The sequence below is a fragment of the Intrasporangium chromatireducens Q5-1 genome, assembly GCF_000576575.1.
Classification (GTDB): Bacteria; Actinomycetota; Actinomycetes; order Actinomycetales; family Dermatophilaceae; genus Intrasporangium_A; species Intrasporangium_A chromatireducens.
The window spans coordinates 1-25,544 of record NZ_AWQS01000017.1 but is presented as its reverse complement, the minus strand read 5'-3'; the positions used below and the strand labels follow the sequence as shown (position 1 = coordinate 25,544).

Below are 25,544 nucleotides of genomic sequence, written 5' to 3'. Positions count from 1 at the left end.
ACGTGCGCGCCTGCCGGTGCGTGAGGAGACGGTATGCCGCTGAGCCGGCTCAGCGGCATACCGTCACGTGCCGCTTGGGCGCGGAAGCGCCGCGCGGTCAGGCCTGCTCGGTGGCACCGGCGCTGCGGAGCACCCGCGCAGCGAGCGCATGCCCGGCCTGGCAGGCGCGCACGACGTCGTCGCCCTGCAGGTGGGCGGTGAGGAAGCCCGCGTTGAAGGCGTCGCCGGCTCCGGTGAGGTCACGTACGTCGTCGACTCGCGTCACCGGGACGGTGGCGAGGAGCCGACCGTCGCGCAGCACCGTCGTGGCCTCCCCGCCCCGGCGAGCGAGGAGCGTGGCACTCGGGAACCGCGCGAGGGCGGCTCCGGGCCGGCCTGCGTCGGCGAGGTCGAGGACGCGGCACTCGTCCTCGTTCGCCGAGATGACGTCCGGGCGGCACTGCTCGAGGAGGGCGAGGAAGGCCTCGACGCCGTAGTGCTGGATCAGCCCGGTCGACGACACGTCGCAGGAGACGAGGCCGCCGCGGCCATGCTGTCGGGCCACCGCGTCGAGGGCGGCGTCGGCGGTCGAGCCCGCCTCGAACGAGTAACCGGTGAGGTGGAGCGCCTCGAGGTCCTCGAGCCACGCCGGGTCGACGCTGGTGAGGTGGGCGTTGGCGCCCCGGGAGGGGAACATCGTCCGCTCGCCGTGCTCGTCGATGAGCAGCACGATCATGCCGGTGTGCGTCGTCCCGTCGACCTGGAGCCGGACGTCGACGCCGTGGCCTTCGAGCTCCTGGCGCACGACGTGGCCGCCGAGGTCGTCACCGACGCAGCCGATGAAGCGCGTCGGGTAGCGCGAGCCTGCGAAGGCGGCGACGTTCGCCGCTGACCCACCGCGGCGCATGACGATCTCGGACTTCGTGTCCGTCGCCCGGCGCACCGGCTCGAGCTGCCAGACGACGACGTCCTGGACGACGTCGCCGAGGACGCCGAGCACTAGCCCGCCCGACCGGCCCGACCGGCGAGGACGGTCGCGACCTCGCAGGCCAGACGAATGTTGTTGCGGTAGAGGGCGACGTTGGCATCGAGGCTGCGACCGTCGGTGGCCCGTCGGATGTAGTCCAGCAGGTACGGCGTCGAGGCCTGCCCGCCGATGCCGTCGCGCTCGGCGGCCGCCCAGGCCGCCTCGATCACGCCGTCGAGCTCGGCGGGGTCGAGCTGCTCGGCCGGGGGGACCGGGTTGGCGACGAGGACCCCACTCGGCACGCCGAGGGCGCGCTGGGTGGTCAGCATCGTTGCGATGTCGTCCGGCGAGTCGACGCGGGCGCTGACCGAGTAGCCGGAGTCGACGACGTAGAACCCCGGGTAGCGGTTCGTCCGGTAGCCGACCACCGGGACACTGAGCGTCTCGAACCGCTCGAGGGTCGCCGGGATGTCGAGGATCGCCTTGGCGCCCGAGCTGATGAGCACGATCGAGGTGCGCGCCATCCCGACGAGGTCGGCCGACTCGTCGAACGTCTTGTCCGCGCCGTGGTGCACGCCGCCGAGGCCCCCGGTCGCGAAGACGTCGATGCCGGCCGCCCGGGCGAGGAAGGCAGTGGCCGCGATCGTCGTGCCGTAGTTCTTGCCGGTGACGGCGGCGAGGGACAGCTCACGGGTGGAAGCCTTGTCGGCGTCGTCGTCGCCTCCCAGCTCCCGGATCTCGGTCTCGGTGAGACCGACGACGGGGGTCCCGCGGTGCACGCCGATGGTGGCGGGCACGGCGCCCGCCGCTCGGATGATCTCCTCGCCCTCCAGGGCCACCTCGACGTTGCGGGGCCGGGGCAGGCCGTGGGTGAAGATCGTCGACTCGAGGGCGACGACCGGAGTGCCGGCGCCGAGCGCCTCGGCGACGTGGTCACCGACTCGGATGACGGACGGGGTGGGCATGGGCTCTCCTCTCGGGGGGCGGTTGGGCCCACCGTAACGACGCCTGGCGGGCGACTGCGGTCGTGGGCCACCACGAGAACTGCAGTCGACACCACTTCTCGTGGCCTCGGTGGCCCCCGGACCACGACACCGGGCATCGACGCCACTTCTCGTGGGCCGGTCGTTCACCCCCGGAATGACTGAGGCGGTGGGATTTGAACCCACGGTGGAGTTGCCCCCACACACGCTTTCGAGATCTGGGATGTGGCGTTCAGGGGCGTCGCCGGTCGACCGTTCGTGCTCAGCTTGCGTCCGCCGAACGCTCACGAACCACCAAAGCAGGAGGCGAATGAGACTGGGAATGAGACGGCTGGCGTCGCTATGCGACGGGGTGGAGCTCGAAGCGCAGGCCGAGGGCGCCGGTCACTTTGAGAATCGTGGACCAGGTCGGGTTGCCTTCTTCGGACAGCGCCTTGTAGAGACCGTCGCGGCTCATGCCAACACGGCGGGCGAGCTCACTCATGTTCCGCGAGCGTGCGATCACACCAAGTGCGCGCGGAACGGCACTCGGGTCCTCGGCGGACTCTTCTAGGGCGAGTTCGAGGTAGCCAGCGACATCGTCGAGGTCGTCGAGGTAGTCGGCCACATCGAACGGCGTGTACTTCTCACTCTTAGTAGTCATCGCTGTCTCCGTTCCTGCCCCTCTGATCCGCTCGCCACCCATCGGCCAGCTCGTGTGCCTTCTCGATGTCCTTCTGTTGCGTCGACTTGTCGCCGCCGCACAGCAGCAGCACCAACGCGTCGCGCTCCTGCAGGTAGTAGACCCTGTATCCCGGCCCCACATCGAGGCGTAGCTCCGAGAGTCCGTTGCCCACCGGAGCGACATCGCCCGGATTTCCATTGGCCAACCGATCAATGCGCTTGAGGATGCGGAGCTTGCCCTGCCTGTCCTTCAGTTTTCGGATCCACTTCTCGAACTCGCCGGCCTGGACGACTTCGATCATGTGTCGACTATAGCTGACACCCGAGGGATCTGCTCAACGGGTGTGGGCTGCCCACCAGAGGGGGTCGACTCTGGCGGGTCGTGCGCTGAGCCGCGCATAGTAGCCCGCATGGCTACCAACTCGGAAACGGTCGCCCTCCCAGAGGGCATCTACAGCGATGGGGTGCGACTTGGCGAGCCAGGCCTGGTGCGACATCCACCTTCGAGGAGAGCGTCACTGCTCGGGCGCTGTTCGTCGAGCTACACAAGGACCGGTTCTGGAACCCGTGGCGGATGGAGGAAGAAGCCGCCGCTCTGGAACGCGCCCAGGTGGTCATGGAGGAGTGGGAACGCGCTGAGCCTGGCTTCAAGCCCAAGACGAAGCGCCAGATCGATGCCCAGATGAAGCAGTGGGACCAGGACTTCGAGCGCCGGCAAGCCGAGCGTGAAGCGCAGCGGCAGACGAACCTTACGCGGTACGACCCGGAGCGGGAGAAGGCGCGCTTGGCGCTGCTGGAGTGCCATTCGATCCTCGAACACCAGCTTCAGGAGATCGAGCAGCTCAGCGCGGGCGATGCCTTCCCCGCGATGGACCCGAAGCGACGAGCGGCGAAGGTAGCCGAACTGGATGGGGCGATCGTTCGCCACCGCGCCAAGGTCGAGGAACTCGAACCTGCGGTCGGAGATCCAGAGGACGTACCGGACACCAACGGCCACCTTCCGGCTGACCGTCGCTTCACAACGCTCCACCACTACCGCCAGCACCGCATCGATGAGGTCACCAAGCTACGGGCCAGATTGCCGGAGCTGGAGGTAGCGCTCGGGAGCACCGAGGACAAGGCCGAGCGTTCGAAGCTCAGGGGCGAGCGGGACGTAAAGAGGGCGCGTCTCGCGGAGCTCCTGGCCGTCCCGCGACTTGAGTCCGAGGACATGTGTGCGGACTGCGCCACGCCATGGGCCAAACACGGCTGGGTGACTCCCCCAGCGGACGGCCCATGCCCTGCCTGGCCGGGGTGGGGGGCTCAGCTCCAGAAGGTGCGCCAGATGTTCGAGGACATGGCGCGGCGTAACGAAGTTTCGAAGCCGGCGGCACCTCCGCCCCCGAAGCCGGAGCCAGTCGCTGTCATTCCCTCGGGGTTGCCGATCGGCGAGGTCGTCGAGCGGCTCCAGGTTCTACAAGCCACGTACCCCGATGCAGAGGTGCGTCGAGGTCGTGCGAATAGATGGGAGCTATGGCCGAATCCCGACTCGTCTGAAGGCAAACCGCCACGAGATCCATAACGTCGGAGCCCGGGGCGACTGTGGCCGCGTGAGAGGGGTCCCGGGCTGGCAGGCGCGCACTCCGGCACCGGCGCGGGGAAGTGGCTGCACACATGGGGGTATGTCAGACCGACCGGACCAGCTCCGGGCCGACCCTACGAAATCCGCGGGCATTACGGATCGCCAGACGGGCTCAGGAGACCTCACGGCCGCCAACGAACGATGTCGAACCGTCTCAAGCACGCTTCGGGAGCGTGCACCTTGCAGGTGTAGCGACGTCGCGGACGTCGGTGAACGTCCGTGGACGCCAGCGGACGGGCGCTCGGGCGCTTGGAGAGGCCGAACTGAGACCGCAGATGAGACTAGGCCTGGGAAACGCCGGTCAGCTCCGGGAGGAAGCCGACCGACGTTTCCGCAGGTCAGATGGCGGTGGCGGTGGGATTTGAACCCACGGTGGAGTTGCCCCCACACACGCTTTCGAGGCGTGCTCCTTAGGCCGCTCGGACACGCCACCGCAGGTGACCTTACCCGAGCCGCCTGCCCTCGAAGAAATCGACGAGCAGCTCCGCGGACTCCTCGGCACGCACCCCTCCGACGATGTCGACGTTGTGGATCGCGAGGGGGTCGCGAGTCAGGTCCCACACCGATCCGCACGCCCCGGCCTTGGGATCCCAGGCCCCGAAGACGATCTGCTCGAGCCGTGCCGCGATCGCCGCACCAGCGCACATCACGCAGGGCTCCAGGGTCACGACCAACCGGCACCCCTCGAGACGCCAGGCCCCGATCCGCTCGGCCGCCTCCCGCAGGGCCACGATCTCCGCATGACCCGTCGGGTCGGCCTGCTCCTCGCGGACGTTGCGGCCGCGGCCGAGCAGCTCACCGTCGGGCGACAGGACGACGGCCCCGACCGGCACGTCCTGCGAACCGGCCGCCAGCTCCGCCAGCTCGAGGGCGGCCTGCATCCATTCCTCGTAGGTCTCGGGCGGGACGGCCACGGCGGCCTCGGTCGGTGGTCTCACACGATAAGTTTCCCCCATGGACGTCCACGTCGCGGATCATCCGCTCATCGCCCACAAGCTCACCTACCTGCGCGACAAGCGGACCGACAGCCCGACGTTCCGACGCCTCGCCGACGAGCTCGTCACGCTGCTCGCCTACGAGGCGACCCGCGAGGTGCGGACGGAGCCGTTCGAGATCGAGACGCCCGTGGCGGCCACGACCGGCATCAAGCTGGCCAACCCCAAGCCGATCATCGTCCCGATCCTGCGCGCCGGTCTCGGCATGCTCGAGGGCATGGTGCGGCTGCTGCCCAGCGCGGAGGTCGGCTTCCTCGGCATGATCCGCGACGAGCAGACGCTGCAGGTGTCGGCCTACGCCAACCGGCTGCCCGAGGACCTCAACGGGCGGCAAGTGTTCGTCCTCGACCCGATGCTGGCCACCGGCAACACGCTCGTCATGGCGATCGACTACCTCCGCACCAAGGGCGCCCGCGACATCACCTGTGTCTGCCTGCTCGCCGCTCCGGAGGGCATCAAGCACGTCGAGTCGGAGATGACCGACAGCGACATCCCGGTCAAGATCGTCGTCGGCACGATCGACGAGCGGCTCAACGAGAAGGGCTACATCGTGCCGGGCCTCGGGGACGCCGGCGACCGGCTCTACGGCGTCGTCTGACGGCGACACACCCCCCAGCCTCCCCCGATCGGGTCGCCCCGCTGGGCAGACTCGAGACGATCCATGTCCTCTCGCGGTCGCCCCCGCCGTCTGGAGTACCCCTCATGTCCAAGGTCAGAAAGATCATCCTCTGGGTGGTCGTCGCCTTCTTCGTCTATGCGATCTTCACGTCGCCCGACAAGGCAGCCGGCATCCTCCAGAACATCTGGGGGGTCCTCGTCGACGGTTTCAACGCGATCCTCCGGTTCTTCGACTCGCTGCTCAACCGGTCCTGAACACCTGTTAGCCCTGGAGGCGGCCGATGGCCCTGCTCCGCCCCGACATCCCGACCGCGCTCGCCCCCTACCTCCTCCCGGGTGAGCGGGTCGTCGCCGCCGTCCACCAGCACTGGGCACGGGTGGCCGAGCCCGTCGCCACCGCCGTGGCGGGCCTGGCCGCGGCGCTGTGGGTCGACTCCAACATCACCGCCGCCACCCAGTTCGTCGCCACGGTGCTGTGGCTCGGCTTCTGCTTCCTCGCTGCCCGGGCCGCCTGGCGCGTCCTCGAGTGGCGGCACGACTGGTTCCTCGCGACCGACAAGCGGCTCCTGCTGCGCTACGGCCTCGTCACGCACAAGGTCGCGATGATGCCGCTGCTGAAGGTGACGGACATGAGCTACGTCCGCTCCATCCCCGGCCAGCTGCTCGGCTACGGCCGGTTCATCATGGAGAGCGCCGGCCAGGAACAGGCGCTCAAGGTGGTCAACTGGGTGCCCGACCCTGACGCGACCTATCGCGCCATCTGTGCCGAGATCTTCCACGTCCGCCCCGTCGACCCGCTCGCGGAGAGCCTCCGGCGCGGGCGCGGGGCCGACCTCGACGTCGTCGAGGAGGAGCCGTTCGCGGAGGGGGTGACGGACTACCCCGACGTGCCCACCCACAGCCCGGTCCAGGACCGGCTCGGCTCGTGGTCCCGGGCCCTGCCGATCCACGGCGGCGAGCAGGTCTATGCGAGCGAGGACCTCCGCGAGAGCCGCCGCGGGCCCGACACCGGCCCGATCACCCAGCGCCCCGGGCGGTGGCGGCGCCGCGACCACGGGCGTGACCCGAACGGCGACCCGAACCACGGCTGGAACCGCGACTCGAACCGCCACGACTGAGCAGCCCGCGGCCGGGTATCCGGTGGGTGCCCGAAAGACGCGTGACACCGCCCCGCTCCCCCGGCCGGAGTGCGCCCCGCAGGACTAGCGTGTGACGGGTCGCCATCGCACGACCACCGGAGGCTCGGATGACCCTGCTACGGACCAAGTCGATCGAACAGACGCTCGCTGCCTCCGAGGAGGAGGGGCACCGGCTCAAGCGGCGGCTGAGCGCCCTCGACCTGACCGTCTTCGGGGTCGGCGTCATCATCGGCGCAGGTATCTTCACCGTGACGGGCAAGGCGGCCCAGCAGTACGCCGGCCCCTCGATCGCCCTGTCCTTCGTCATCGGCGCGATCGTCTGCGGGCTCGCCGCCCTCTGCTACGCCGAGTTCGCCTCGACGGTGCCGATCTCCGGCTCGGCCTACACGTTCTCCTACGCGACGCTGGGCGAGCTCATCGCCTGGATCATCGGCTGGGACCTGCTCCTCGAGATGATGCTCGGCGCGAGCGTCGTCGCCCAGAGCTGGTCCGAGTACCTCGTCACCCTGCTCGGCCAGCTCGGCGTCACCTGGCCCGCGTCGCTCGGGCCCGGCTCGCACTTCGACCTGCTCGCCTTCCTCCTCATCGCGGCCCTGACCGTCCTCGTCGCGATCGGCATCAAGGAGTCGCTGCGGGTCAACCTCGTCCTCGTCGGGGTCAAGGTCTTCATCGTCCTGTTCGTCATCGTCGCCGGCCTCTTCTACGTCAAGCGCGAGAACTGGTCGCCGTTCATCCCGCCGTCCCAGCCGGGCAAGGCCGCGTCCGGGCTCTCGACGCCGCTGATCCAGCTCGCCACCGGGATGACGCCGGCCACCTTCGGGGTGCTCGGCATCATGGCCGGTGCGGCCATCGTCTTCTTCGCCTACATCGGCTTCGACGTCGTCGCGACGACGGCCGAGGAGGCGAAGAACCCCAAGCGGGACCTGCCGATCGGCATCATCGGCTCGCTCATCATCTGCACGATCCTCTACATGGCGGTCTCGCTCGTCATCACCGGCATGGTGCACTACCCGGACATCGACCCGAAGGCCGCGCTCGCCAGCGCGTTCATCGACGTCGGGCGGCCCGGCTTCGCGACCCTCGTGTCGGCCGGCGCCGTGGCGGGCCTCACGACGGTCGTGATGACCCTCATGATCGGCGCGACCCGGGTCACCTTCGCGATGAGTCGCGACCGGCTGCTGCCGCCCTCGCTCGGCCAGACGCACCCCCGCACGGGCACCCCGGTGCGCCTGACGATCATCATCGGCACGCTCATCGCGCTCATCGCCTCGCTCACGCCGATCGGCAAGCTCGAGGAGATGGTCAACATCGGGACGCTGTCGGCCTTCATGCTCGTCTCGCTCGCGATCCCGGTGCTCCGCAAGCGCCGGCCCGACCTCAAGCGCTCGTTCCGCGTGCCCGGCAACCCCGTCGTGCCGTGGCTGTCCGCCCTGTTCTGCTTCTACCTCATCCTCAACCTGTCGATCGAGACGTGGCTGCGGTTCGTCATCTGGATGGTCCTCGGCTTCGCGATCTACTTCCTCTACTCCCGCTCACACAGCCGCCTCGAGACGGGCGACGAGGCCGGTGCCCTCGAGGCCGGCATGCCGCAGATGCTCGACGAGAGCTGAGTCCCAGCCCACCCACGAGGGAGCGGTATGCCGCTGAGCCGGCTCAGCGGCATACCACTCCTCCGGCTCCCCCTCCCGAGCGCCACGTGCGAGCGAGGTGTGCTTGGCTGACGGCATGGATGACATCGCCGCCAACCTGCGCGCCGTCGAGGACCGGATCGCCGCCGCGTGCCGCCGTGCCGACCGCGACCCGGCCGCGGTACGGCTGCTGCCCGTCAGCAAGACGATGTCGATCGAGAAGATCACGGCCGCGTACGACGCCGGCTACCGGCGCTTCGGCGAGAACAAGGTCCAGGAGGCCTACGACAAGTGGGGTCGGCTCCGGGAGCTGGACGGCATCGAGTGGGCGGTGATCGGGCACCTGCAGCGCAACAAGGCGCGGCTCGTCGCCGAGTTCGCGAGCGAGTTCCAGGCGCTCGACTCCCTCCGGCTCGCGAAGGAGCTCGACAAGCGGTTGCAGGGCGAGGGGCGCCGGCTCGACGTGCTCGTCCAGGTCAACTCGTCCGGTGAGGAGAGCAAGTTCGGGCTGCCCCCCGAGGAGGTCGTCGGGTTTGCCCGGGAGCTCGCCGCGTTCGACGCGCTGCGGGTGCGCGGCCTGATGACGCTCGCCGTCTTCTCGTCCGACGAGGACAAGGTGGCGGCGTGCTTCCACCGGATGGTGGCTCTGCAAAAGCAGCTCCGGCAGGCCGACGCCGTGTCCGTCGGCGAGGGCTGGCACGAGCTGTCGATGGGGATGTCGGGCGACTACGAGCTGGCCATCGAGCACGGCGCCACCTGCGTCCGCGTCGGGCAGGCGATCTTCGGCGCGCGGCTCGACCCGAACGCCTACTGGCCCGGCGTGGGCGGCGGCAACTGAGCCGACGCCGGCCACGCGGTCCCGAGCAGTCCGCGCGGCTGACGTTCCTTGGAACGACCATCCTTCGTCGGCCGATACCCGTCTGAGCACGGCCTCGTGCTCGACCGCCGATTGGTGGTCGTTCGGCGGACCTGTGGACACGTATCGATGCATGATCGGCGGATCCGCGAGGGTTAACGCCATGCCCATGCACCCCGTGGCCCGCACCCTGGACGCCCGCGGCGGCGTGGCGACGCGCGCCGAGCTGCGTCGCTGGTACTCCGCTCGAGAGATCCGCCTCGCCGTCGAGGACGGCCACATCATGCGCGACGGTCGCGGTCACTACGCCCTGGCGACCGCCGACGACGGGCTCCGTGCGGCACGACGCTTGCGAGCGGTCATGATGGGACGGAGCGCGGCGGCGTTCCATGGCTGGCGCCTGAAGACGCAGCCGTCACGACCGGAGATCGCGGTTCCCCGCGGACGGAAGGTCGCGCCGGCGGAGCGTGAGCGCTGCCTCATCAGCTGGAGGGCTCTCACGCCCTCGGACCTTGCTGCCCCTCATGTCACAAACCCGGTCCGCACCGTGATCGACTGCGCCACGCGGCTGCCCTTCGACGAAGCCCTCGCCATCGCCGACTCCGCTCTGCGGAATGGCAACGTCACCCGGGACCAACTGCTGGCCGCCGCGACGCAGGTCAAACGCGCTGGCCGCCAACCGGCGCTCCGCGTGGCCCGCCACGCCGATCCGCGCGCCGAGAACCCGTTCGAGTCCGTGGTGCGCGCAGTCAGCCTCGACGTGCCGGGGCTTGCCCTGCGCCCACAGGTGCCGATCAGCTCAGCGGACCGGACGATCCATCCCGACCTCGTCGATGGCGCCCTCGGCATCGTCGTCGAGGCGGACAGCTACGAGTACCACACCTCGCGGCAACAGATCGACATCGACTGCCACCGCTACACCGAGCTCGGTCTCGACGGCTGGCTCGTCCTGCGCGTCTCCCACCAGCAGGCCATGCGGCGCCAGACCTGGCTGCGCTCTGCGTTCGAGCGGGCCGTCCAGTACCGCCGAACGACCCCCTTTCAGGCAGCGCAGCCGCTCTAAACGGGGTGGCGCGCATGCGGGGTCATTGATGGTCGTCCCAAGGAACAGCCGGTATGCCGCTGTCCCAGCCGCGTCGCGACCGCGCGGTCCCGCGGGGACGGGGTGAGCGGCATACCTCGTGCGTTCTACGCGAGCGGCGACGTTCCCGAGGGTGGCCTCGGGAACGTCGCTGCGCACGACCGTCAGTCAGGGAGCGAGCGTCACGACCGTGGCCAGCCACGCGCCGGTCGCGCTGCCCGTGGCCGAGTAGGCGCCCGAGGCCGGCAGCTGGTGCGCCTTGGCCAGGTAGCGACCGGAGACCGAGTACGTCCCGATGCCGCTCCACCCGCTCGACCACGTCGGGTTCGAGGTGCCCGCGAAGGTCGCGACGGCGCCGAACGCCACCTCGCCGCCGCTGCTCGCCTGCGCGGTGCCGGACGAGAAGGACGTCCCCGTGCCGGAGGCCGCGGCCGTCTGGTCGACACGGCTGACCCCCGCGTACTCGTCACCGCTCAGCCGGTACGTCGCCGCCGAGGGGAACGTCACGGTGATCTTGTCGCCGACCGCGAGCGGTTGCTGCGCCACCCCCGCGAGCACGACGAGCCGGTCGCCGGAGGGGTCGGTCACCGAGGAGACCGCCTGGTAGGCGTTCCCAGCCGCGTCCGTCCCGCTCACGGTCCCGCTCGCCGCAGTCCCGGTCAGCTGGAGCGTCAGCACGACGAGGTCGCCGACCTTCACGCCGGTCGACTTGTAGACGGTGATGTAGCCCGACGTGTGCGTCGAGGTCGAGTAGTTGTTGGCGATCCCTCCGACATAGGTCGGCTTGCTCGTCGGCGGCGCTGCCACCGAGACGCTCTGCGTCGCCGTGCTCGTCAGCCCGGAGGTGTTGGTGACACTGACGCTCACCGTGAAGGTGCCGGCAGCGCTGTAGGTGTGGCTCGCGGTCGGGCTGGACTGCGGCCCGGTCGAGGTGCCGTCACCGAAGTCGAACCCGTAGGTCAGGGTCTGGCCCTGGGGGTCGCTCGAGCCGGACGCATCTGCCTTGACCGTGAGAGGGGCGGTGCCGCTCGACGGTGTCACGGTGAGGACCGCGGTCGGCGCTGCCGGCGGCGGTGGCGGGGGTGGCGGCGGGGTCACGCTGGGCTGGAACTCGTAGGCGCCGAGGTCGTCATAGAGCCGGGGGCCCTCGGCATAGGTGTTCGGCACGTTCGGGTCATCGACGCGGGCGTTGCCGAGCAGGTCCTTGGCCTGCTCGCCGGCCGCGCCGGAGTCCCCCCGGTCGATGGCAGCAGAGCCCTCCTGCAGCTGCAGGTTCCAGGAGGCGGGGTCGACGAACTGGGGGTTCGCCTGGACACCGTGCTGCTCCTGGCCAGTGGCGGCCTGCATGGCGGACAACGACGTGTACTTCGAGCCGAACACGTACTGTGTCCCGCTCTTGCTGAGCCAGACGAGGTTGTGGTCGACCGTGGTCGTCGCGGGCGCCGAGTCCCAGACGCCGATGTTGCCCGCGCGGCGGGAGCAGGAGATGCCCTGGTAGGCCGGGTAGACGGCGTTGTCGACGGCGATGTTGTTCTCCACGACGTAGTTGCCCGACGTGCCCTCGATGTTGATGCCGGACGTGCAGTTGCGGAACACGGTGTTGCCCGTGATCCGCCCACCCGTGACGTTGTAGTCGTCGATCCCGTGGTCGCCGTTGTTGTACGTGACGTTGCCGACGGCGACGTTGTTGTTCCCGCCGGGGTAGAACTGGATGCCCGAGTCCTCGTTGTCGTGGGTGATGTTGCCCAGGATGGTGTTCCCGGCGGCAATGACGTTGATGCCATTGGCGTTGCGCTGGTACTGGCGGGCGTTCGCGCTCGACACGTTGCGGGCCACCAGCGCCCGGGTCGTGCTGCCCGTCAGGTAGATGCCGCTGTCACTGTTGTCATGCGTGTTGTTCCCGGTGACGGTCGCGTCGGCCGTGTTGGTCAGCCGGATGCCCGAGGCCGTCTGTCCGCTCACGGGGTTGCCGGCGAGGGTGACCTCGTTGTTCGAGACGGTGTTGTGGCTACCACCGATGACGTAGATGCCCTCGTGGACCGTTCCCGAGATGGTCAGCCCGGAGACCGTCAGGTAGCTCCAGCCCGACAGCACGACGCCGTACGACGCGCCCGTGCCGACGACCGGCATGCGGCCCGACCAGGCGGTGATCGTGATCGGTGCGGACGCGGTGCCACCCACCGGCGGGGTGACCGTCTCGGCATAGGTCCCGTTCCCGATCTCCACCGTCGCGCCGGCCGTGAGCCGCTTCATCGCCTGGGCGATCGTGCACAGCGGCGTCGTGCTCGTTGCGGGCCCGGTGTCGGAACAGGACGACATGGTCTTGTCGACGTAGATCGTCGTACTGGCCGCTGGCGCCGCTCCGGCGCCGCCCACGATTGCCACGGCGGAGGCCACAGCCGCCGCGGACCACAGCGCCAACCTTCGGCCCCACCCTCGAGCTGCCATCATTCGACGGTAAGTGGGGCGGCCCCGGGATCACATCATGCAAATGCAGTACGGCGCGTGTCCCGGGCCGCTGGTCAGAGTGCCTTGATGATGTCCTCGACCCGGTCCTTGGCGTCGCCGAAGAGCATCGCCGTGTTGTCCCGGAAGAAGAGCGGGTTCTGCACGCCCGCGTAGCCGGCGGCCATGGACCGCTTGAAGACGATGACCTCCTTGGCGTTCCACACCTCGAGGACCGGCATGCCGGCGATGGGGCTGCTGGGGTCGTCCATCGCGGCCGGGTTCACGGTGTCGTTCGCGCCGATGACGAGCACGACATCGGTGTCGGGGAAGTCCTCGTTGATCTCGTCCATCTCGAGGACGATGTCGTAGGGCACCTTGGCCTCGGCGAGCAGCACGTTCATGTGCCCGGGCAGCCGACCGGCGACGGGGTGGATCCCGAAGCGGACCTCGACGCCCCGCTCGCGCAGCTTCGCGGTGAGGTCCGCGACGGGGTACTGCGCCTGGGCGACAGCCATCCCGTAGCCCGGGGTGATGACGACCGAACGGGCCGCCTTGAGCAGGTCGGCGACCTCCTCCGCGGTCGTCTCCCGGTGCTCGCCGTAGTCGACCTCGGGACCCGTGACCGCGCCGTCCGAGCCGAACCCGCCCGCGATGACCGAGATGAACGACCGGTTCATCGCCTGGCACATGATGTAGGACAGGTAGGCACCGGAGGAGCCGACGAGGGCGCCGGTCACGATGAGCAGGTCGTTGCTGAGCATGAAGCCCGCCGCGGCGGCCGCCCAGCCGGAGTAGCTGTTGAGCATCGAGATGACGACCGGCATGTCGCCGCCGCCGATCGAGGCGACGAGGTGCCAGCCGAACGCGAGGGCGATCACCGTCATGGCGACGAGCGGCACGAGCGACGGCGCCACGACGAACCAGACCATCAGGCCGAGCGAGGCCACCACCGCGGCGAGGTTGAGCCAGTGCCGGGCCGGCAGCATCAGGGGTCGGCTCGAGATCTTCGCCGACAGCTTGAGGAAGGCGACGATCGAGCCGGTGAAGGTCACCGCACCGATGAACACGCCGAGGAAGATCTCGACCAGGTGGACCGCGTCCTCCCCGCCCGAGGTGGCTCCCACCGCGAGCGCGGTGAGGGCACCGGGCTGGGAGCCGCTCGACACGAGGTAGGTGTTGTAGCCCACGAGCACGGCGGCCAGGCCGACGAAGCTGTGCAGCATCGCGATGAGCTCGGGCATCCCCGTCATCTCGACCCGGACGGCGAGCCGGATCCCCACGACGGCTCCGATCGCCATGGCGACGAGGATCGCGGCCCACTGCGGCAGGCCGGCCGCCTGCCCGGCGAGCCACAGCGTCGCGGCGAGGGCGATGACCATGCCGACGATGCCGTACGTGTTGCCCTGCTTGGCGCTCTCGTGCCTGGACAGGCCGGCCAGGCTGAGGATGAACAGGATCGCGGCGACCAGGTAGGCGCCGCCGACGAGGGCGATGTCAGTGCTCATCGGTGGCTCAGCCCTTCCGGAACATGGTCAGCATGCGGCGGGTCACGGTGAAGCCGCCGAAGATGTTGATGCTCGCCACGAGCGTCGCGACGAAGGCGAGCACCGCCACCGCACCGGTCGAGGCGACCCCGGACGCGCCCAGCTGCAGGAGCGCGCCGACGATGATGATCCCGCTGATCGCGTTGGTGACCGACATCAGCGGCGTGTGCAGCGCGTGGGCGACGTTGCCGATGACGTAGAACCCGATCACGACCGCGAGCGCGAACACCGTGAACGGGGCGAGGAACGTCCCCTTCGACAGTGCCGTGATCCCGAGGAAGACGACCGCGGCGACGGCCATGTAGACGTGCCGCCGGGTCAGGTCCCGCGGGCCCGTCGACTCGGCCTTGGCGACCTCCTTCGGTGGCGGCGGCCCGGCCGGCACCGGCGCCGGAGCGGCGCTGACCTGGATCGGCGGCGGGGGCCACAGCAGCTCCCCGTCCCGGGCGACGGTCATGTTGCGCTGCACCACGTCGTCGAAGTCGAGGACGAGCTGCCCGTCCTTGCCGGGCGTCAGCAGCTTCATCAGGTTGACGAGGTTGGTGCCGTAGAGCTGGCTCGCCTGGGTGGGCAGCCGCCCGGCCAGGTCGGTGTAGCCGATGATCTTCACGCCGGTGTCGGTCACGACCAGCTCGTCGGCGACGGACCCCTCGACGTTGCCGCCGTTCGCGGCCGCCATGTCGACGATGACCGAGCCGGGCTTCATCGAGCCGACCATCTCGGCGGTGATCAGGCGCGGGGCCGGCTTGCCCGGGATCAGCGCCGTGGTGACGACGATGTCGATGTCGGGCAGCTGGGAGGCGTAGAGCTCGGCGGCGCGACGGTTGTACTCCTCGCCCATCTCCTTCGCGTAGCCGGAGGCACTCGGACCGGTCTGCTCCGTCGGCAGCTCGACGGCGAGGAACTCGGCCCCCATCGACTCGACCTGCTCGGCCACCTCCGCCCGGGCGTCCGTGGCGCGCACGATCGCACCGAGCGAGCGCGCCGTGCCGATCGCCGCAAGACCTGCCACGCCGGCGCCGGCCACGAGCACCTTCGCCGGGGGCACCTTGCCGGCCGCCGTCACCTGGCCGGTGAAGAAGGACCCGAACTCGTGCGCCGCCTCGACGACCGCCCGGTAGCCGGCGATGTTGGCCATCGAGGAGAGGACGTCCAGGGACTGGGCGCGGCTGATCCGGGGCACGGCGTCCATGGCCATCCCGGTGACACCGGCCGCCCGCAGCTTCTCGACGAGGTCCGGGTCCAGCGCCGGTGCCATCAGCCCCACCAGCACGGTGCCGGGCCGCAGCAGCCCGATCTCCTCGTCCGTCGGCGGGTTGATCTTGTGGACGATGTCCGAGCGCCACACCGCCTCCCGGTCAACGACACGGGCGCCGGCCACCGCGTACGCGGGGTCGTCGAAGCTGGCCGCGTGGCCCGCCCCCGACTCGATGACCACGTCGTAGCCGAGTGCCACGAGCTGACCCACCGTCTTGGGGGTCGCGGCCACCCGCCGCTCACGCGGGTGTGACTCCCGGGGGATCCCGATCTGCACGATGCTCTCCTCCATTGCAGGCACTTTCGACCAGGGCTGCCTCTGTGAACCTAGAGCACCCCTCACACACATTCCATACTCGAGCGGTCAAATGAGACGTATGCCGCTCTCCCCGGCAGCGCATGCTGCCGGGGGACTGGCTCAGCTGGGCTTCGGCGCCGAGGGCCGGGCGTAGCGCACCCAGGTGATCACGATGCACATGACCGCCCAGACGATGCCGATGATGTAGAACAGCGTCGGGCTCATGATCGTCAGGCCGACTCCGAAGAGGAACGGGCCGAAGGCGGCGATCGCGGCGGTCCAGCCGATGACGCCACCGGCCTGGCGGCGCTCGAAGATCATCGGCATCTGCTTGAACGTCGAGGCGTTGCCGATGCCCGAGAAGAAGAAGATCGCCAGCATCCCCCAGAGGAACTGGTTGAAGCCCGAGTGGAGCGTCGCGGCCGAGGACGTGTCCGGGCTGAGGGCCGGGATCGTGTAGATGATCGAGGCGACGACGCCGACACCCGACACGAGGGACCACTTGGCGCCACCCATCCGGTCGGTCAGCGGTGAGAAGACGACCCGGGCGCCGGCGCCGACGAGCGGGCCGAGGAAGACGTACTTGACGACGTCAGGGGGCGCATAGCCCTCGATGAGGAGCTTGGCGGTGGCACCCGACCCCGACACGATCTCCTTGTTGCCGATCCCGTAGAGGTTGGCCATGAGCAGGCCGAACTGGGCGGACAGGCCGGAGAAGGTGCCGAAGGTCATGATGTAGAGCACCGTCATCCACCAGGTGTCCTGGTTGCGGAAGATGTCGAACTGCTGCTTGATGTTCGCCTTGACGGGGACGGACTTGAGGAACATCCAGGCGACCGCCGCGACGATGACGAGCAGTGGGATCCAGACGAACGCCGCGTTCTGGTACCACACCTCCTGCGCGGGCTTGCCCGGGAAGGTGAGCAGCTGCGAACCGCCGAGGAAGCCGACCATGCCGAAGCCGATCAGCCATGGCGTGAGGAGCTGGACAAGCGAGACGCCGAAGTTGCCGATGCCCGCCTGCAGGCCGAGGGCAGTGCCCTGGAGTCGCTTTGGGAAGAAGTAGGACGTGGACGGCATGAAGCCCGAGAAGGCACCGCCACCGATACCGGACAGGAAGGCGAGGGTGAGCAGCTCCCAGTAGGGCGCGGTCGGGCTCTGCACCCGGACGCCCCAGCCGAGGATCGGGGCGATGAGGAGCAGCGAGGTCAGCGTCACCATCTTGCGGGTGCCCATGATCGGGGGCAACACCATCCACACGATGCGGAGCAGACCCGCGGCGAGGCCGGGGATCGAGGCGAGCCAGTAGAGCTGCGACTGGGTGAAGCTGTAGCCGATCGGGTTGAGCTTCGGGACGATCGCGCTGGGCAGGAACCAGGCGACGAAGCACATCGTCAGGCTGAAGGTGGTGATCCAGAGGGTGCGCCAGGCGAGACCTTTGTCCCACGTCTGCTCGTTCTCCGGGTCCCACGCCTCGAGCCACTCGCCCTTGGAGCGGGCGACGGTGCTGGTGGTCATGCGCGTGCCTCCACGGCGTCGGTGACCGCGTCCTCGCGAACCACGAGGACGGGTTCTTTTAACGGAGTGATGATGCTTTTTATTGATCCGGGCCGAACCCGGTTCATGGGCAGCCGCAGCCCCGCACCATCCTGTCGGATGACCCTGGTCCCGGTGCGAGAACTACAGTACGTAGTAGCGGGCCTGTCCTGCAACTTCGGCGCCCAAACCCCGCCGTCCCAACGGGAATTGCGCGGACCGTCACGCGACGGGTGATGGCCCTGCGGGGCTGGAGAAACTCCTCAAAACCCGTCCAGCGGATCCGCTGAATGAGTGGTTAGATGAAGAGACGGAATTCCTCTAAATACGTCACGACCACCTTTCGTAATTCGTAGGAGATGAGCGATATGCGTGACCGGGCCCCCCTCGGGACCGAGCTGCTCACCTCCTCCGTCCGGCGCCGCATCGTCGACGTGCTGGCCAACCTGCCGCCCGTGCGCGACCCGCACACCGGTGCGAAGCGTCCGGCCGAGGGGCTGTCGGCGCGCGACCTCGCCGACCGGCTGCACCTGCACGTGACGACGATGCGGTTCCACCTCGACCAGCTCGTCGCCGGCGGTCTCGTGACGTCCCACTTCATGCGCGGCGGTGGCGCCGGTCGGCCCCGCAAGCTCTACGCGATCGCCCACGGCTCCCTCGACCGCGAGCGCGCCGAGCAGTCGTTCGCGCTGCTGTCCGAGGTGCTCGTCCAGTCCTTCGGCGTGGACGACGACCAGTCGCGCACCCCCGAGGAGCTCGGCGCCCGGTGGGCCCGGCACCGGGTCCAGCAGGAGGAGCGGGGTGATACGCGCACCTCGCCCGCGCGCACCCCGGGCCAGTGGCTCGGCAAGATCGGTCGGATGGTCGACATCCTCGAGGAGTGGGGCTACACCCCCGAGGTGTCGACGACCGACGGCGGCCGCACGGCGCGGGTCGCCCTGCACGGCTGCCCGTTCATCGACCTCGCCCGCGACAACACCGCCCTGGTGTGCGGCATCCACCGCGGCCTCATGCGCGGCGTCATGGAGGAGCTCGGCGAGGAGCACACCCAGATCAGCCTCACCCCCTTCGTCACCCCGCACCTGTGCGTGGCGGCCCTCACGACGGGTACCGCGCGCGGCAGCACATCCCCACGCACTCCCCTCATCGACAAGGAGATCCGTTCATGAACGACCCCGCGACCCGCACGCACGAGGTCGGTCTCGACGGCCCGCTCAGCGACGCGCTCGTCGGCACCCGCCGCTTCTTCACCCAGGCGACCGTGTCCGACGACAAGCGGATGCTGCTGCGCGAGGGCGGCCGGACGGGCGACGCGTTCTACCGGGACCGGTGGAGCCACGACAAGGTCGTCCGCTCGACCCACGGCGTCAACTGCACCGGTTCGTGCTCGTGGAAGGTCTACGTCAAGGACGGGATCATCACGTGGGAGGCGCAGCAGACCGACTACCCGACCGCCGGCGCGGACCGCCCCGACTACGAGCCGCGCGGCTGCCCGCGCGGGGCCGCCTTCTCCTGGTACACCTACTCCCCGACCCGGGTCCGCTACCCCTACGTGCGGGGCGTCCTGCTCGAGATGTACCGCGAGGCGCGGGCCCGGCTCGGTGACCCCGTCGACGCGTGGCGCGAGATCACCAGCGACCCCGAGAAGGCGCGGCGCTACAAGAGCGCCCGCGGCAAGGGCGGTCTGGTCCGGGCCACCTGGGACGAGGCTGCCGAGCTGGTGGCAGCGGCATACGTCTCCACCATCAAGGAGTGGGGCCCCGACCGCGTCGCGGGCTTCTCGCCCATCCCCGCCATGTCCATGGTCAGCCATGCCTCCGGCTCGCGGTTCACGGAGCTCATCGGCGGGGCGATGCTGTCGTTCTACGACTGGTACGCCGACCTGCCCGTCGCATCACCGCAGATCTGGGGTGACCAGACCGACGTCCCGGAGTCGGGCGACTGGTGGGACGCCGCGTACCTGATGATGTGGGGCTCGAACGTGCCCGTGACGCGCACCCCCGACGCCCACTGGATGACCGAGGCCCGCTACCGCGGCCAGAAGGTCATCGCGATCGCCCCCGACTACGCCGACAACGTCAAGTTCGCCGACGAGTGGCTCGCGATCGCACCGGGCACCGACGCCGCCATGGCGATGGCCATGGGCCACGTCGTCCTCAAGGAGTTCTTCGCCGACAAGCAGGTGGACTTCTTCAACGGCTACTGCCGTCAGTACACCGACCTGCCCTTCCTGATCGAGCTCGAGGCACACTCCGAGGAGCCGGGCGATGAGTCGGTTTCCGGAGGAACGGTGACCTACCGGCCCGGCAAGTTCCTCACCGCGGCCGACCTCGGCGGCGACCTCGCCAAGAGCGAGAGCGCCGAGTTCCGCACGGTGGTCCTCGACAGCCGCACCGGCGAGCTCGTCTGTCCCAACGGGTCGCTCGCGGACCGGTTCGGACCCGAGGGCGCCGGCAAGTGGAACCTCGACCTGGGTGACGTCGTGCCGGCCCTGTCGGTCCTCGACACCCGCGACGACACGGTGCTGGTCGACTTCCCACGGTTCGACGAGTCGCTGCCGACGATCGCGAGCCGCGGCGTGCCGGTCCGCCGGGTCGGCGACCGGCTCGTCACGACCGTGCTCGACCTGATGTTCGCGCACTATGGGGTGGCCCGGGCCGACCTGCCGGGCAGCTATGCGACCGGCTACGACGACGTCTCCGCCCCCTACACGCCGGCCTGGCAGGAGACCATCACGGCCGTGCCGGCCGAGGCCGTCGCCCGGATCGCCCGGGAGTTCGCGCAGAACGCCGTTGACACCGGGGGGCGCTCGATGATCATCGTCGGCGCCGGGGCGAACCACTGGTTCCACTCCGACACGATCTACCGCGCCATGTTCATGCTGACGACGATCACCGGCTGCCAGGGCCGCAACGGCGGAGGCTGGGCGCACTACGTCGGCCAGGAGAAGGCGCGTCCGGTGACCGGCTGGTCGCACATCGCGATGGCCCTCGACTGGGTCCGGCCGCCGCGTCAGGGCATCCAGACCGCGTACTGGTACGTCCACACCGACCAGTACCGCTACGACCACTACCAGGCCGACGAGGTCGCCGGCCCGACCGGGACCGGCCGCTTCACCGGGATGTCGACGATCGACACCCTCGCCAAGTCGGCCCGGATGGGCTGGATGCCGAGCTTCCCGAGCCTCAACCGCAACCCGCTCGAGATCTGCGCGGAGGCGGAGGCGGCCGGCGAGAGCGTCCCCGACTACGTCGTCTCGCGGCTCAAGTCCGGTGACCTGCGCTTCGCCGTCGAGGACCCCGACGCACCCGAGAACTTCCCCCGGGTGCTGGCGATGTGGCGGGCCAACCTGCTCGGCAGCTCGGCCAAGGGCGAGGAGTACTTCCTCAAGCACCTGCTCGGCACCGACAACGCCGTCTCCGCCACGGAGACGCCCGAGCACCTCCGGCCGCGTGACGTGGTGTGGCGCGACGAGGCCCCCGAGGGCAAGCTCGACCTGCTGCTCACCCTCGACTTCCGCATGACGAGCTCGACGATCCTGTCCGACGTCGTGCTACCGGCCGCGACCTGGTACGAGAAGCACGACATCAACACGACCGACATGCACCCGTTCATCCACTCGTTCAACCCGGCGATCAACCCGCCGTGGCAGACGAAGACCGACTGGGACACCTTCCAGGTCATCGCCGAGAAGTTCTCGGCGCTCGGTGCGAAGCACCTCGGCGTCCGCAAGGACCTCGTCGTCGCCCCGCTGCTGCACGACACCGCCGAGGCGATGGCCAACCCGCACGGCATCGTCCGCGACTGGAAGGCTGGCGAGTGCGAGCCGATCCCCGGCAAGACGATGCCCAAGCTCGTCGTCGTCGAGCGGGACTACGGCGCCATCTACGACAAGATGGTCAGCCTCGGCCCGCTCCTCGACAAGCTCGGCACGACGACCAAGGGCGTGACCTACGACGTCAAGCGCGAGATCGAGCGGCTCGGCCACCTCAACGGCGTCATGCGCGGCGGCGTCAAGAGCGGCCGGCCGAGCATCAAGACGAGCGTCCAGGCGGCGCAGGCGATCATGAGCCTGTCCGGCACGACGAACGGCCACCTCGCGGTCCAGGGCTTCAAGACGCTCGAGGCACGCACCGGCCACGTCATGCACGACCTCGCCGCCGAGCACGAGGGCAAGGAGATCAACTTCGCCGACATCCAGGCCGCCCCGGTGCCGGTCATCACGAGCCCTGAGTGGTCGGGCTCCGAGACCGGTGGCCGGCGCTACAGCCCGTTCACGATCAACGTCGAGCGGCTCAAGCCCTGGCACACCCTGACCGGGCGCCAGCACTTCTACCTCGACCACGACTGGATGCTCGAGATGGGCGAGGCCCTGCCGATCTACCGGCCGCCGCTCGACATGAAGAAGCTCTTCGGCGAGCGGGGGCTCGGCACCATCGACGAGCTCGGCGTCACGGTGCGCTACCTGACGCCGCACAACAAGTGGTCGATCCACTCGGAGTACCAGGACAACCTGTTCATGCTCTCGCTCGCGCGCGGTGGCCAGGCGATCTGGATGTCCGACAAGGACGCCGCCAAGGTCGGCATCAAGGACAACGACTGGATCGAGGCGGTCAACCGCAACGGCGTCGTCGCCGCGCGGGCGATCGTCAGCCACCGGATGCCCGAGGGCACGGTCTACATGCACCACGCCCAGGACCGCCTCATCGACGTGCCGCGCACCGAGACGAACGGCCGGCGCGGCGGCATCCACAACTCGCTGACGCGGATCCTCGTCAAGCCGAGCCACCTCATCGGTGGCTACGCGCAGCTGGCCTTCGCGTTCAACTACCTGGGTCCGACCGGCAACCAACGAGACGAGGTGACGGTGATCCGGCGCCGCACCGAGAAGGTGGAGTACTGACATGCGCATCATGGCCCAGATGGCGATGGTGATGAACCTCGACAAGTGCATCGGCTGCCACACCTGCTCGGTGACGTGCAAGCAGGCGTGGACCAACCGCACCGGCATGGAGTATGTGTGGTTCAACAACGTCGAGACCCGCCCCGGCCTCGGCTACCCCCGCACCTACGAGGACCAGGACACGTGGCAGGGCGGCTGGGAGCTGAACAAGAAGGGCCGGCTCACCCTCAAGGCCGGCGGCCGCTGGAAGAAGCTCGCGACGATCTTCTCCAACCCCAAGCTGCCCTCGCTCGACGACTACTACGAGCCCTGGACCTACGACTACGCCAACCTCACCAACGCGCCGGCGCAGGACGTCTTCCCGGTGGCGCGGCCGATGTCGCTCATCTCCGGCAAGCCGATGAACATCCGGTGGTCGGCGAACTGGGACGACAACCTCGGCGGCAGCCAGGAGGTCGCGATCAAGGACCCGATGCTCAAGGGCATCGAGGACAAGGTCAAGTTCGAGTTCGAGCAGACCTTCATGTTCTACCTGCCCCGCATCTGCGAGCACTGCCTCAACCCGAGCTGTGCCGCGAGCTGCCCGAGCGGCGCGATCTACAAGCGCGAGGAGGACGGCATCGTCCTCGTCGACCAGGACCGTTGCCGCGGCTGGCGCATGTGCGTGTCGGGGTGCCCGTACAAGAAGGTCTACTTCAACCACAAGACCGGCAAGGCCGAGAAGTGCACGTTCTGCTACCCGCGCATCGAGGTCGGCATCCCGACCGTCTGCGCCGAGACGTGCGTCGGCCGGCTGCGCTACATCGGCCTGATGCTCTACGACGCCGACAAGGTCCTCGACGCGGCGAGCGTAGAAGACGACCAGGCGCTCTACGAGGCGCAGTGCGACGTCTTCCTCGACCCCAACGACCCCGCGGTCGCACGCGAGGCCGAGCTGGCCGGCATACCCCTTGACTGGATCGAGGCCGCGAAGAAGTCACCGGTCCGGCGCCTCATCCAGGACTACAAGGTCGCCCTGCCACTCCACCCGGAGTACCGGACGATGCCGATGGTCTGGTACATCCCGCCGCTGTCGCCCGTCGTCGACGTCGTCAAGGAGACCGGCCACGACGCGGAGAGCAAGGACAACCTCTTCGCCGCCATCGAGACGCTGCGCATCCCCGTCGAGTACCTCGCCAACCTCTTCACGGCCGGCGACGTCGCGACGGTGAGCAACGTGCTCAAGAAGCTCGCGGCGATGCGGTCGTTCATGCGCGACATCAACCTCGGCGAGGACCCCGACGAGGAGATCGCCCGCGCCGTCGGCATGGACGGCGAGTCGATGTACGAGATGTTCCGGCTCCTCGCCATCGCGAAGTACGACGAGCGCTACGTCATCCCGACGGCCCACGTCGAGCAGGCGCACGGGCTCGAGGAGCTCGCCACCGAGTGCCCGGTCGACTTCGACTACGAGGCCGACAACGGCACGTTCGGCGAGGGCTCGGGCGACCTCACCCCCGTCGCGGTCGAGAACTTCCGGATGCTGCAGCAGCGCCAGGAGGCCGACGACGTCAACCGGCTCGCCGGTGGCCGCACGAGCCTGCGCGGCCGCGTCAACCTGCTCAACTGGGACGGCAAGGGCCGCCCCTCGGGGCTCTTCCCGGAGGAGGAGAAGAAGCCGTGAACCCGTTCCGCAGGATTGCCCGGACCCAGCCGCCTCCCCTGTCGGACGAGCAGACGCGCCGTGCGTGGCAGGCAGTCTCGCTGCTGCTCGACTACCCGTCGGAGGAGCTGGTCGGCCGGCTCCCGCTGCTGCGCGAGGTCGCCGACGGGCTCCCAGAGCCGGTCCGTATGCCGCTCACCTCCTTCCTGACGCACCTGTCCTCCGTGCCCCTCGGGGAGGCGCAGCGCACCTATGTCGAGACCTTCGACCACACCCGCAAGTGCTGTCTCTACCTGACCTACTTCTCGTGCGGTGACACCCGCCGGCGGGGCGTGGCGCTGGTGCAGTTCAAGCAGGCCTTCCGCCGGGCCGGGGTGGAGATGTCGGCCGACGAGCTGCCCGACCACCTCGGCGTCGTGCTGGAGTTCGGCGCGACAGCCGACCTCGAGGCGGCGCGCAAGCTCGTGACCGACCACCGCGCCGGCGTGGAGATGCTGCGAATCGCGCTGGCGGACAAGGGTTCTCCGTGGGCGGACCTCGTCGCTGCCTTCTGTGCGACGCTCCCGCCGCTCGACGGGGAGGGCCTCGAGGCGGTCCAGCGGCTCGTCGAGCAGGGGCCACCCCAGGAGGAGGTCGGCCTCGAGCCCTACGCGATCGATCCACGGCTGCATGACGGGCCCGGACCGACTGCGCCAGCACCGATGGACAGCACTGCCACCTTCCCGACCATCCGCGTAGGAGCCCCCTCATGAGCGTCTTCCTCTGGGTGATCTTCCCCTACCTCTGCCTCGCGATCTTCGTCGTCGGGCACTTCTGGCGTTACCGCTACGACAAGTTCGGTTGGACGACGCGCAGCTCGCAGCTCTACGAGTCGCGGCTGCTGCGCTGGGGCAGCCCGCTGTTCCACTTCGGCATGCTCGGAGTGGTCGGCGGCCACATCATCGGCCTGCTCGTCCCCAAGGCCTGGACGGACGGGATCGGCATCAGCGAGTCCGCCTACCACCTTGTCGCGCTCGTGGGCGGCATCCTCGCGGGCCTCGCGACCCTGGCCGGCATGGTCATCCTCATCTACCGCAGGCGCACGGTCGGGCCGGTCTTCTCGGCCACCACGGTGATGGACAAGGTCATGTACTTCTTCCTCGGCCTCGTCATCCTCCTCGGGATGTGGAACACCGTGGCCTCCGGCGTCTTCGGGCTCGGCTCGACGGAGGGGCACGAGTTCAACTACCGCGAGAGCGTCTCGCTGTGGTTCCGCGGGATCTTCTCGCTCAACCCGTCGCCGGACTACATGACCGTGGCCCCGATCGGCTTCCAGCTGCACGCGCTCTTCGCCTGCGTCCTCTTCGCGCTGTGGCCCTTCACCCGGCTCGTCCACGTCTTCTCGGC

The 25,544-nt window shown here is 69.1% G+C and carries 21 protein-coding genes and 1 tRNA gene; 12 read left to right on the top strand and 10 right to left on the bottom strand.

Features of this window, described 5'->3' with window-relative positions; genetic code table 11:
* Window positions 1-97 precede the first annotated feature (97 nt).
* From N864_RS03950 to N864_RS03935, 4 genes are all read right to left on the bottom strand, one after another.
* Complete coding sequence (locus N864_RS03950) at window positions 98-979, bottom strand: carbohydrate kinase family protein (protein WP_034713729.1); 882 nt, start codon at window positions 977-979, stop codon at window positions 98-100.
* Complete coding sequence (locus N864_RS03945; RefSeq protein ID WP_034713726.1) at window positions 979-1,911, bottom strand: pseudouridine-5'-phosphate glycosidase; 933 nt, start codon at window positions 1,909-1,911, stop codon at window positions 979-981. The genes N864_RS03950 and N864_RS03945 overlap by 1 nt, the downstream gene beginning before the upstream one ends.
* 358 nt (window positions 1,912-2,269) lie before the next feature.
* Window positions 2,270-2,572: an addiction module antidote protein gene (locus N864_RS03940; protein WP_034713724.1), complete on the bottom strand. Its 303-nt coding sequence runs from the start codon at window positions 2,570-2,572 to the stop codon at window positions 2,270-2,272.
* Window positions 2,562-2,894, bottom strand: coding sequence for a type II toxin-antitoxin system RelE/ParE family toxin (locus tag N864_RS03935; protein ID WP_034713722.1), 333 nt, complete (start codon window positions 2,892-2,894; stop codon window positions 2,562-2,564). The genes N864_RS03940 and N864_RS03935 overlap by 11 nt, the downstream gene beginning before the upstream one ends.
* A 272-nt stretch (window positions 2,895-3,166) precedes the next feature.
* Here N864_RS03935 and N864_RS03930 point away from each other — a divergent pair, with 272 nt between their 5' ends.
* Complete coding sequence (locus tag N864_RS03930) at window positions 3,167-4,153, top strand: hypothetical protein (protein WP_034713720.1); 987 nt, start codon at window positions 3,167-3,169, stop codon at window positions 4,151-4,153.
* 403 nt (window positions 4,154-4,556) lie between these two features.
* Here the strand turns inward: N864_RS03930 and N864_RS03925 are convergent.
* Both N864_RS03925 and N864_RS03920 read right to left on the bottom strand, forming a co-directional pair.
* Window positions 4,557-4,646, bottom strand: a tRNA-Ser gene (locus N864_RS03925).
* Between the two features lie 10 nt (window positions 4,647-4,656).
* Window positions 4,657-5,151 (bottom strand): nucleoside deaminase, encoded by a 495-nt coding sequence (locus N864_RS03920; protein WP_420805203.1) that lies wholly within the window; start codon window positions 5,149-5,151, stop codon window positions 4,657-4,659.
* Between the two features lie 16 nt (window positions 5,152-5,167).
* On the opposite strand from N864_RS03920, the gene upp reads away from it, so the two are divergent.
* The 6 genes from upp to N864_RS03895 all read left to right on the top strand — a co-directional run bounded on the left by upp (window position 5,168) and on the right by N864_RS03895 (window position 10,512).
* Complete coding sequence (gene upp, locus N864_RS03915; protein ID WP_034713716.1) at window positions 5,168-5,806, top strand: uracil phosphoribosyltransferase; 639 nt, start codon at window positions 5,168-5,170, stop codon at window positions 5,804-5,806.
* Window positions 5,807-5,910: 104 nt separating this feature from the next.
* Window positions 5,911-6,081, top strand: a complete 171-nt coding sequence (locus N864_RS25470) for a hypothetical protein (protein ID WP_169735954.1) — start codon at window positions 5,911-5,913, stop codon at window positions 6,079-6,081.
* 26 nt (window positions 6,082-6,107) lie between these two features.
* Window positions 6,108-6,944: a PH domain-containing protein gene (locus tag N864_RS23455; protein WP_081793349.1), complete on the top strand. Its 837-nt coding sequence runs from the start codon at window positions 6,108-6,110 to the stop codon at window positions 6,942-6,944.
* A 128-nt stretch (window positions 6,945-7,072) separates the two neighbouring features.
* Complete coding sequence (locus tag N864_RS03905) at window positions 7,073-8,575, top strand: amino acid permease (protein WP_034713715.1); 1,503 nt, start codon at window positions 7,073-7,075, stop codon at window positions 8,573-8,575.
* A 115-nt stretch (window positions 8,576-8,690) separates the two neighbouring features.
* A complete protein-coding gene (locus N864_RS03900) occupies window positions 8,691-9,431 on the top strand; it encodes a YggS family pyridoxal phosphate-dependent enzyme (RefSeq protein WP_034713712.1) in 741 nt (246 codons plus the stop codon).
* A 181-nt stretch (window positions 9,432-9,612) separates the two neighbouring features.
* On the top strand, window positions 9,613-10,512 hold the full coding sequence (locus N864_RS03895) for a hypothetical protein (RefSeq protein WP_155892806.1): 900 nt from the start codon (window positions 9,613-9,615) through the stop codon (window positions 10,510-10,512).
* Between the two features lie 186 nt (window positions 10,513-10,698).
* On the opposite strand, the gene N864_RS03890 is transcribed toward N864_RS03895, so the two are convergent.
* From N864_RS03890 to N864_RS03875, 4 genes are all read right to left on the bottom strand, one after another.
* Window positions 10,699-12,978, bottom strand: coding sequence for a right-handed parallel beta-helix repeat-containing protein (locus N864_RS03890; protein WP_162164495.1), 2,280 nt, complete (start codon window positions 12,976-12,978; stop codon window positions 10,699-10,701).
* Between the two features lie 74 nt (window positions 12,979-13,052).
* Window positions 13,053-14,483 (bottom strand): Re/Si-specific NAD(P)(+) transhydrogenase subunit beta, encoded by a 1,431-nt coding sequence (pntB, locus tag N864_RS03885; protein WP_034713708.1) that lies wholly within the window; start codon window positions 14,481-14,483, stop codon window positions 13,053-13,055.
* A 7-nt stretch (window positions 14,484-14,490) separates the two neighbouring features.
* Window positions 14,491-16,071 carry a Re/Si-specific NAD(P)(+) transhydrogenase subunit alpha gene (locus N864_RS03880; RefSeq protein ID WP_240474200.1) on the bottom strand — a complete coding sequence of 527 codons (1,581 nt, stop codon included), beginning with the start codon at window positions 16,069-16,071 and terminating at the stop codon, window positions 14,491-14,493.
* Window positions 16,072-16,197: 126 nt separating this feature from the next.
* Window positions 16,198-17,595, bottom strand: a complete 1,398-nt coding sequence (locus N864_RS03875; RefSeq protein ID WP_034713707.1) for an MFS transporter — start codon at window positions 17,593-17,595, stop codon at window positions 16,198-16,200.
* A 386-nt stretch (window positions 17,596-17,981) separates the two neighbouring features.
* Here N864_RS03875 and N864_RS03870 point away from each other — a divergent pair, with 386 nt between their 5' ends.
* From N864_RS03870 to narI, 5 genes are all read left to right on the top strand, one after another.
* Window positions 17,982-18,782 carry a helix-turn-helix transcriptional regulator gene (locus N864_RS03870; protein WP_051518163.1) on the top strand — a complete coding sequence of 267 codons (801 nt, stop codon included), beginning with the start codon at window positions 17,982-17,984 and terminating at the stop codon, window positions 18,780-18,782.
* Window positions 18,779-22,516, top strand: a complete 3,738-nt coding sequence (locus N864_RS03865; RefSeq protein ID WP_034713704.1) for a nitrate reductase subunit alpha — start codon at window positions 18,779-18,781, stop codon at window positions 22,514-22,516. Before N864_RS03870 ends, N864_RS03865 begins: the two co-directional genes overlap by 4 nt.
* A gap of 1 nt (window position 22,517) precedes the next feature.
* Entirely contained in the window at window positions 22,518-24,179 is a 1,662-nt protein-coding gene (narH, locus tag N864_RS03860) for a nitrate reductase subunit beta (protein WP_034713702.1), read from the top strand.
* On the top strand, window positions 24,176-24,910 hold the full coding sequence (gene narJ, locus N864_RS03855) for a nitrate reductase molybdenum cofactor assembly chaperone (protein ID WP_081793347.1): 735 nt from the start codon (window positions 24,176-24,178) through the stop codon (window positions 24,908-24,910). Before narH ends, narJ begins: the two co-directional genes overlap by 4 nt.
* Window positions 24,907-25,544, top strand: a 638-nt coding sequence (gene narI / locus N864_RS03850) for a respiratory nitrate reductase subunit gamma (RefSeq protein WP_034713700.1), incomplete at its 3' end; no start/stop codon positions are given. The genes narJ and narI, both read left to right, overlap by 4 nt.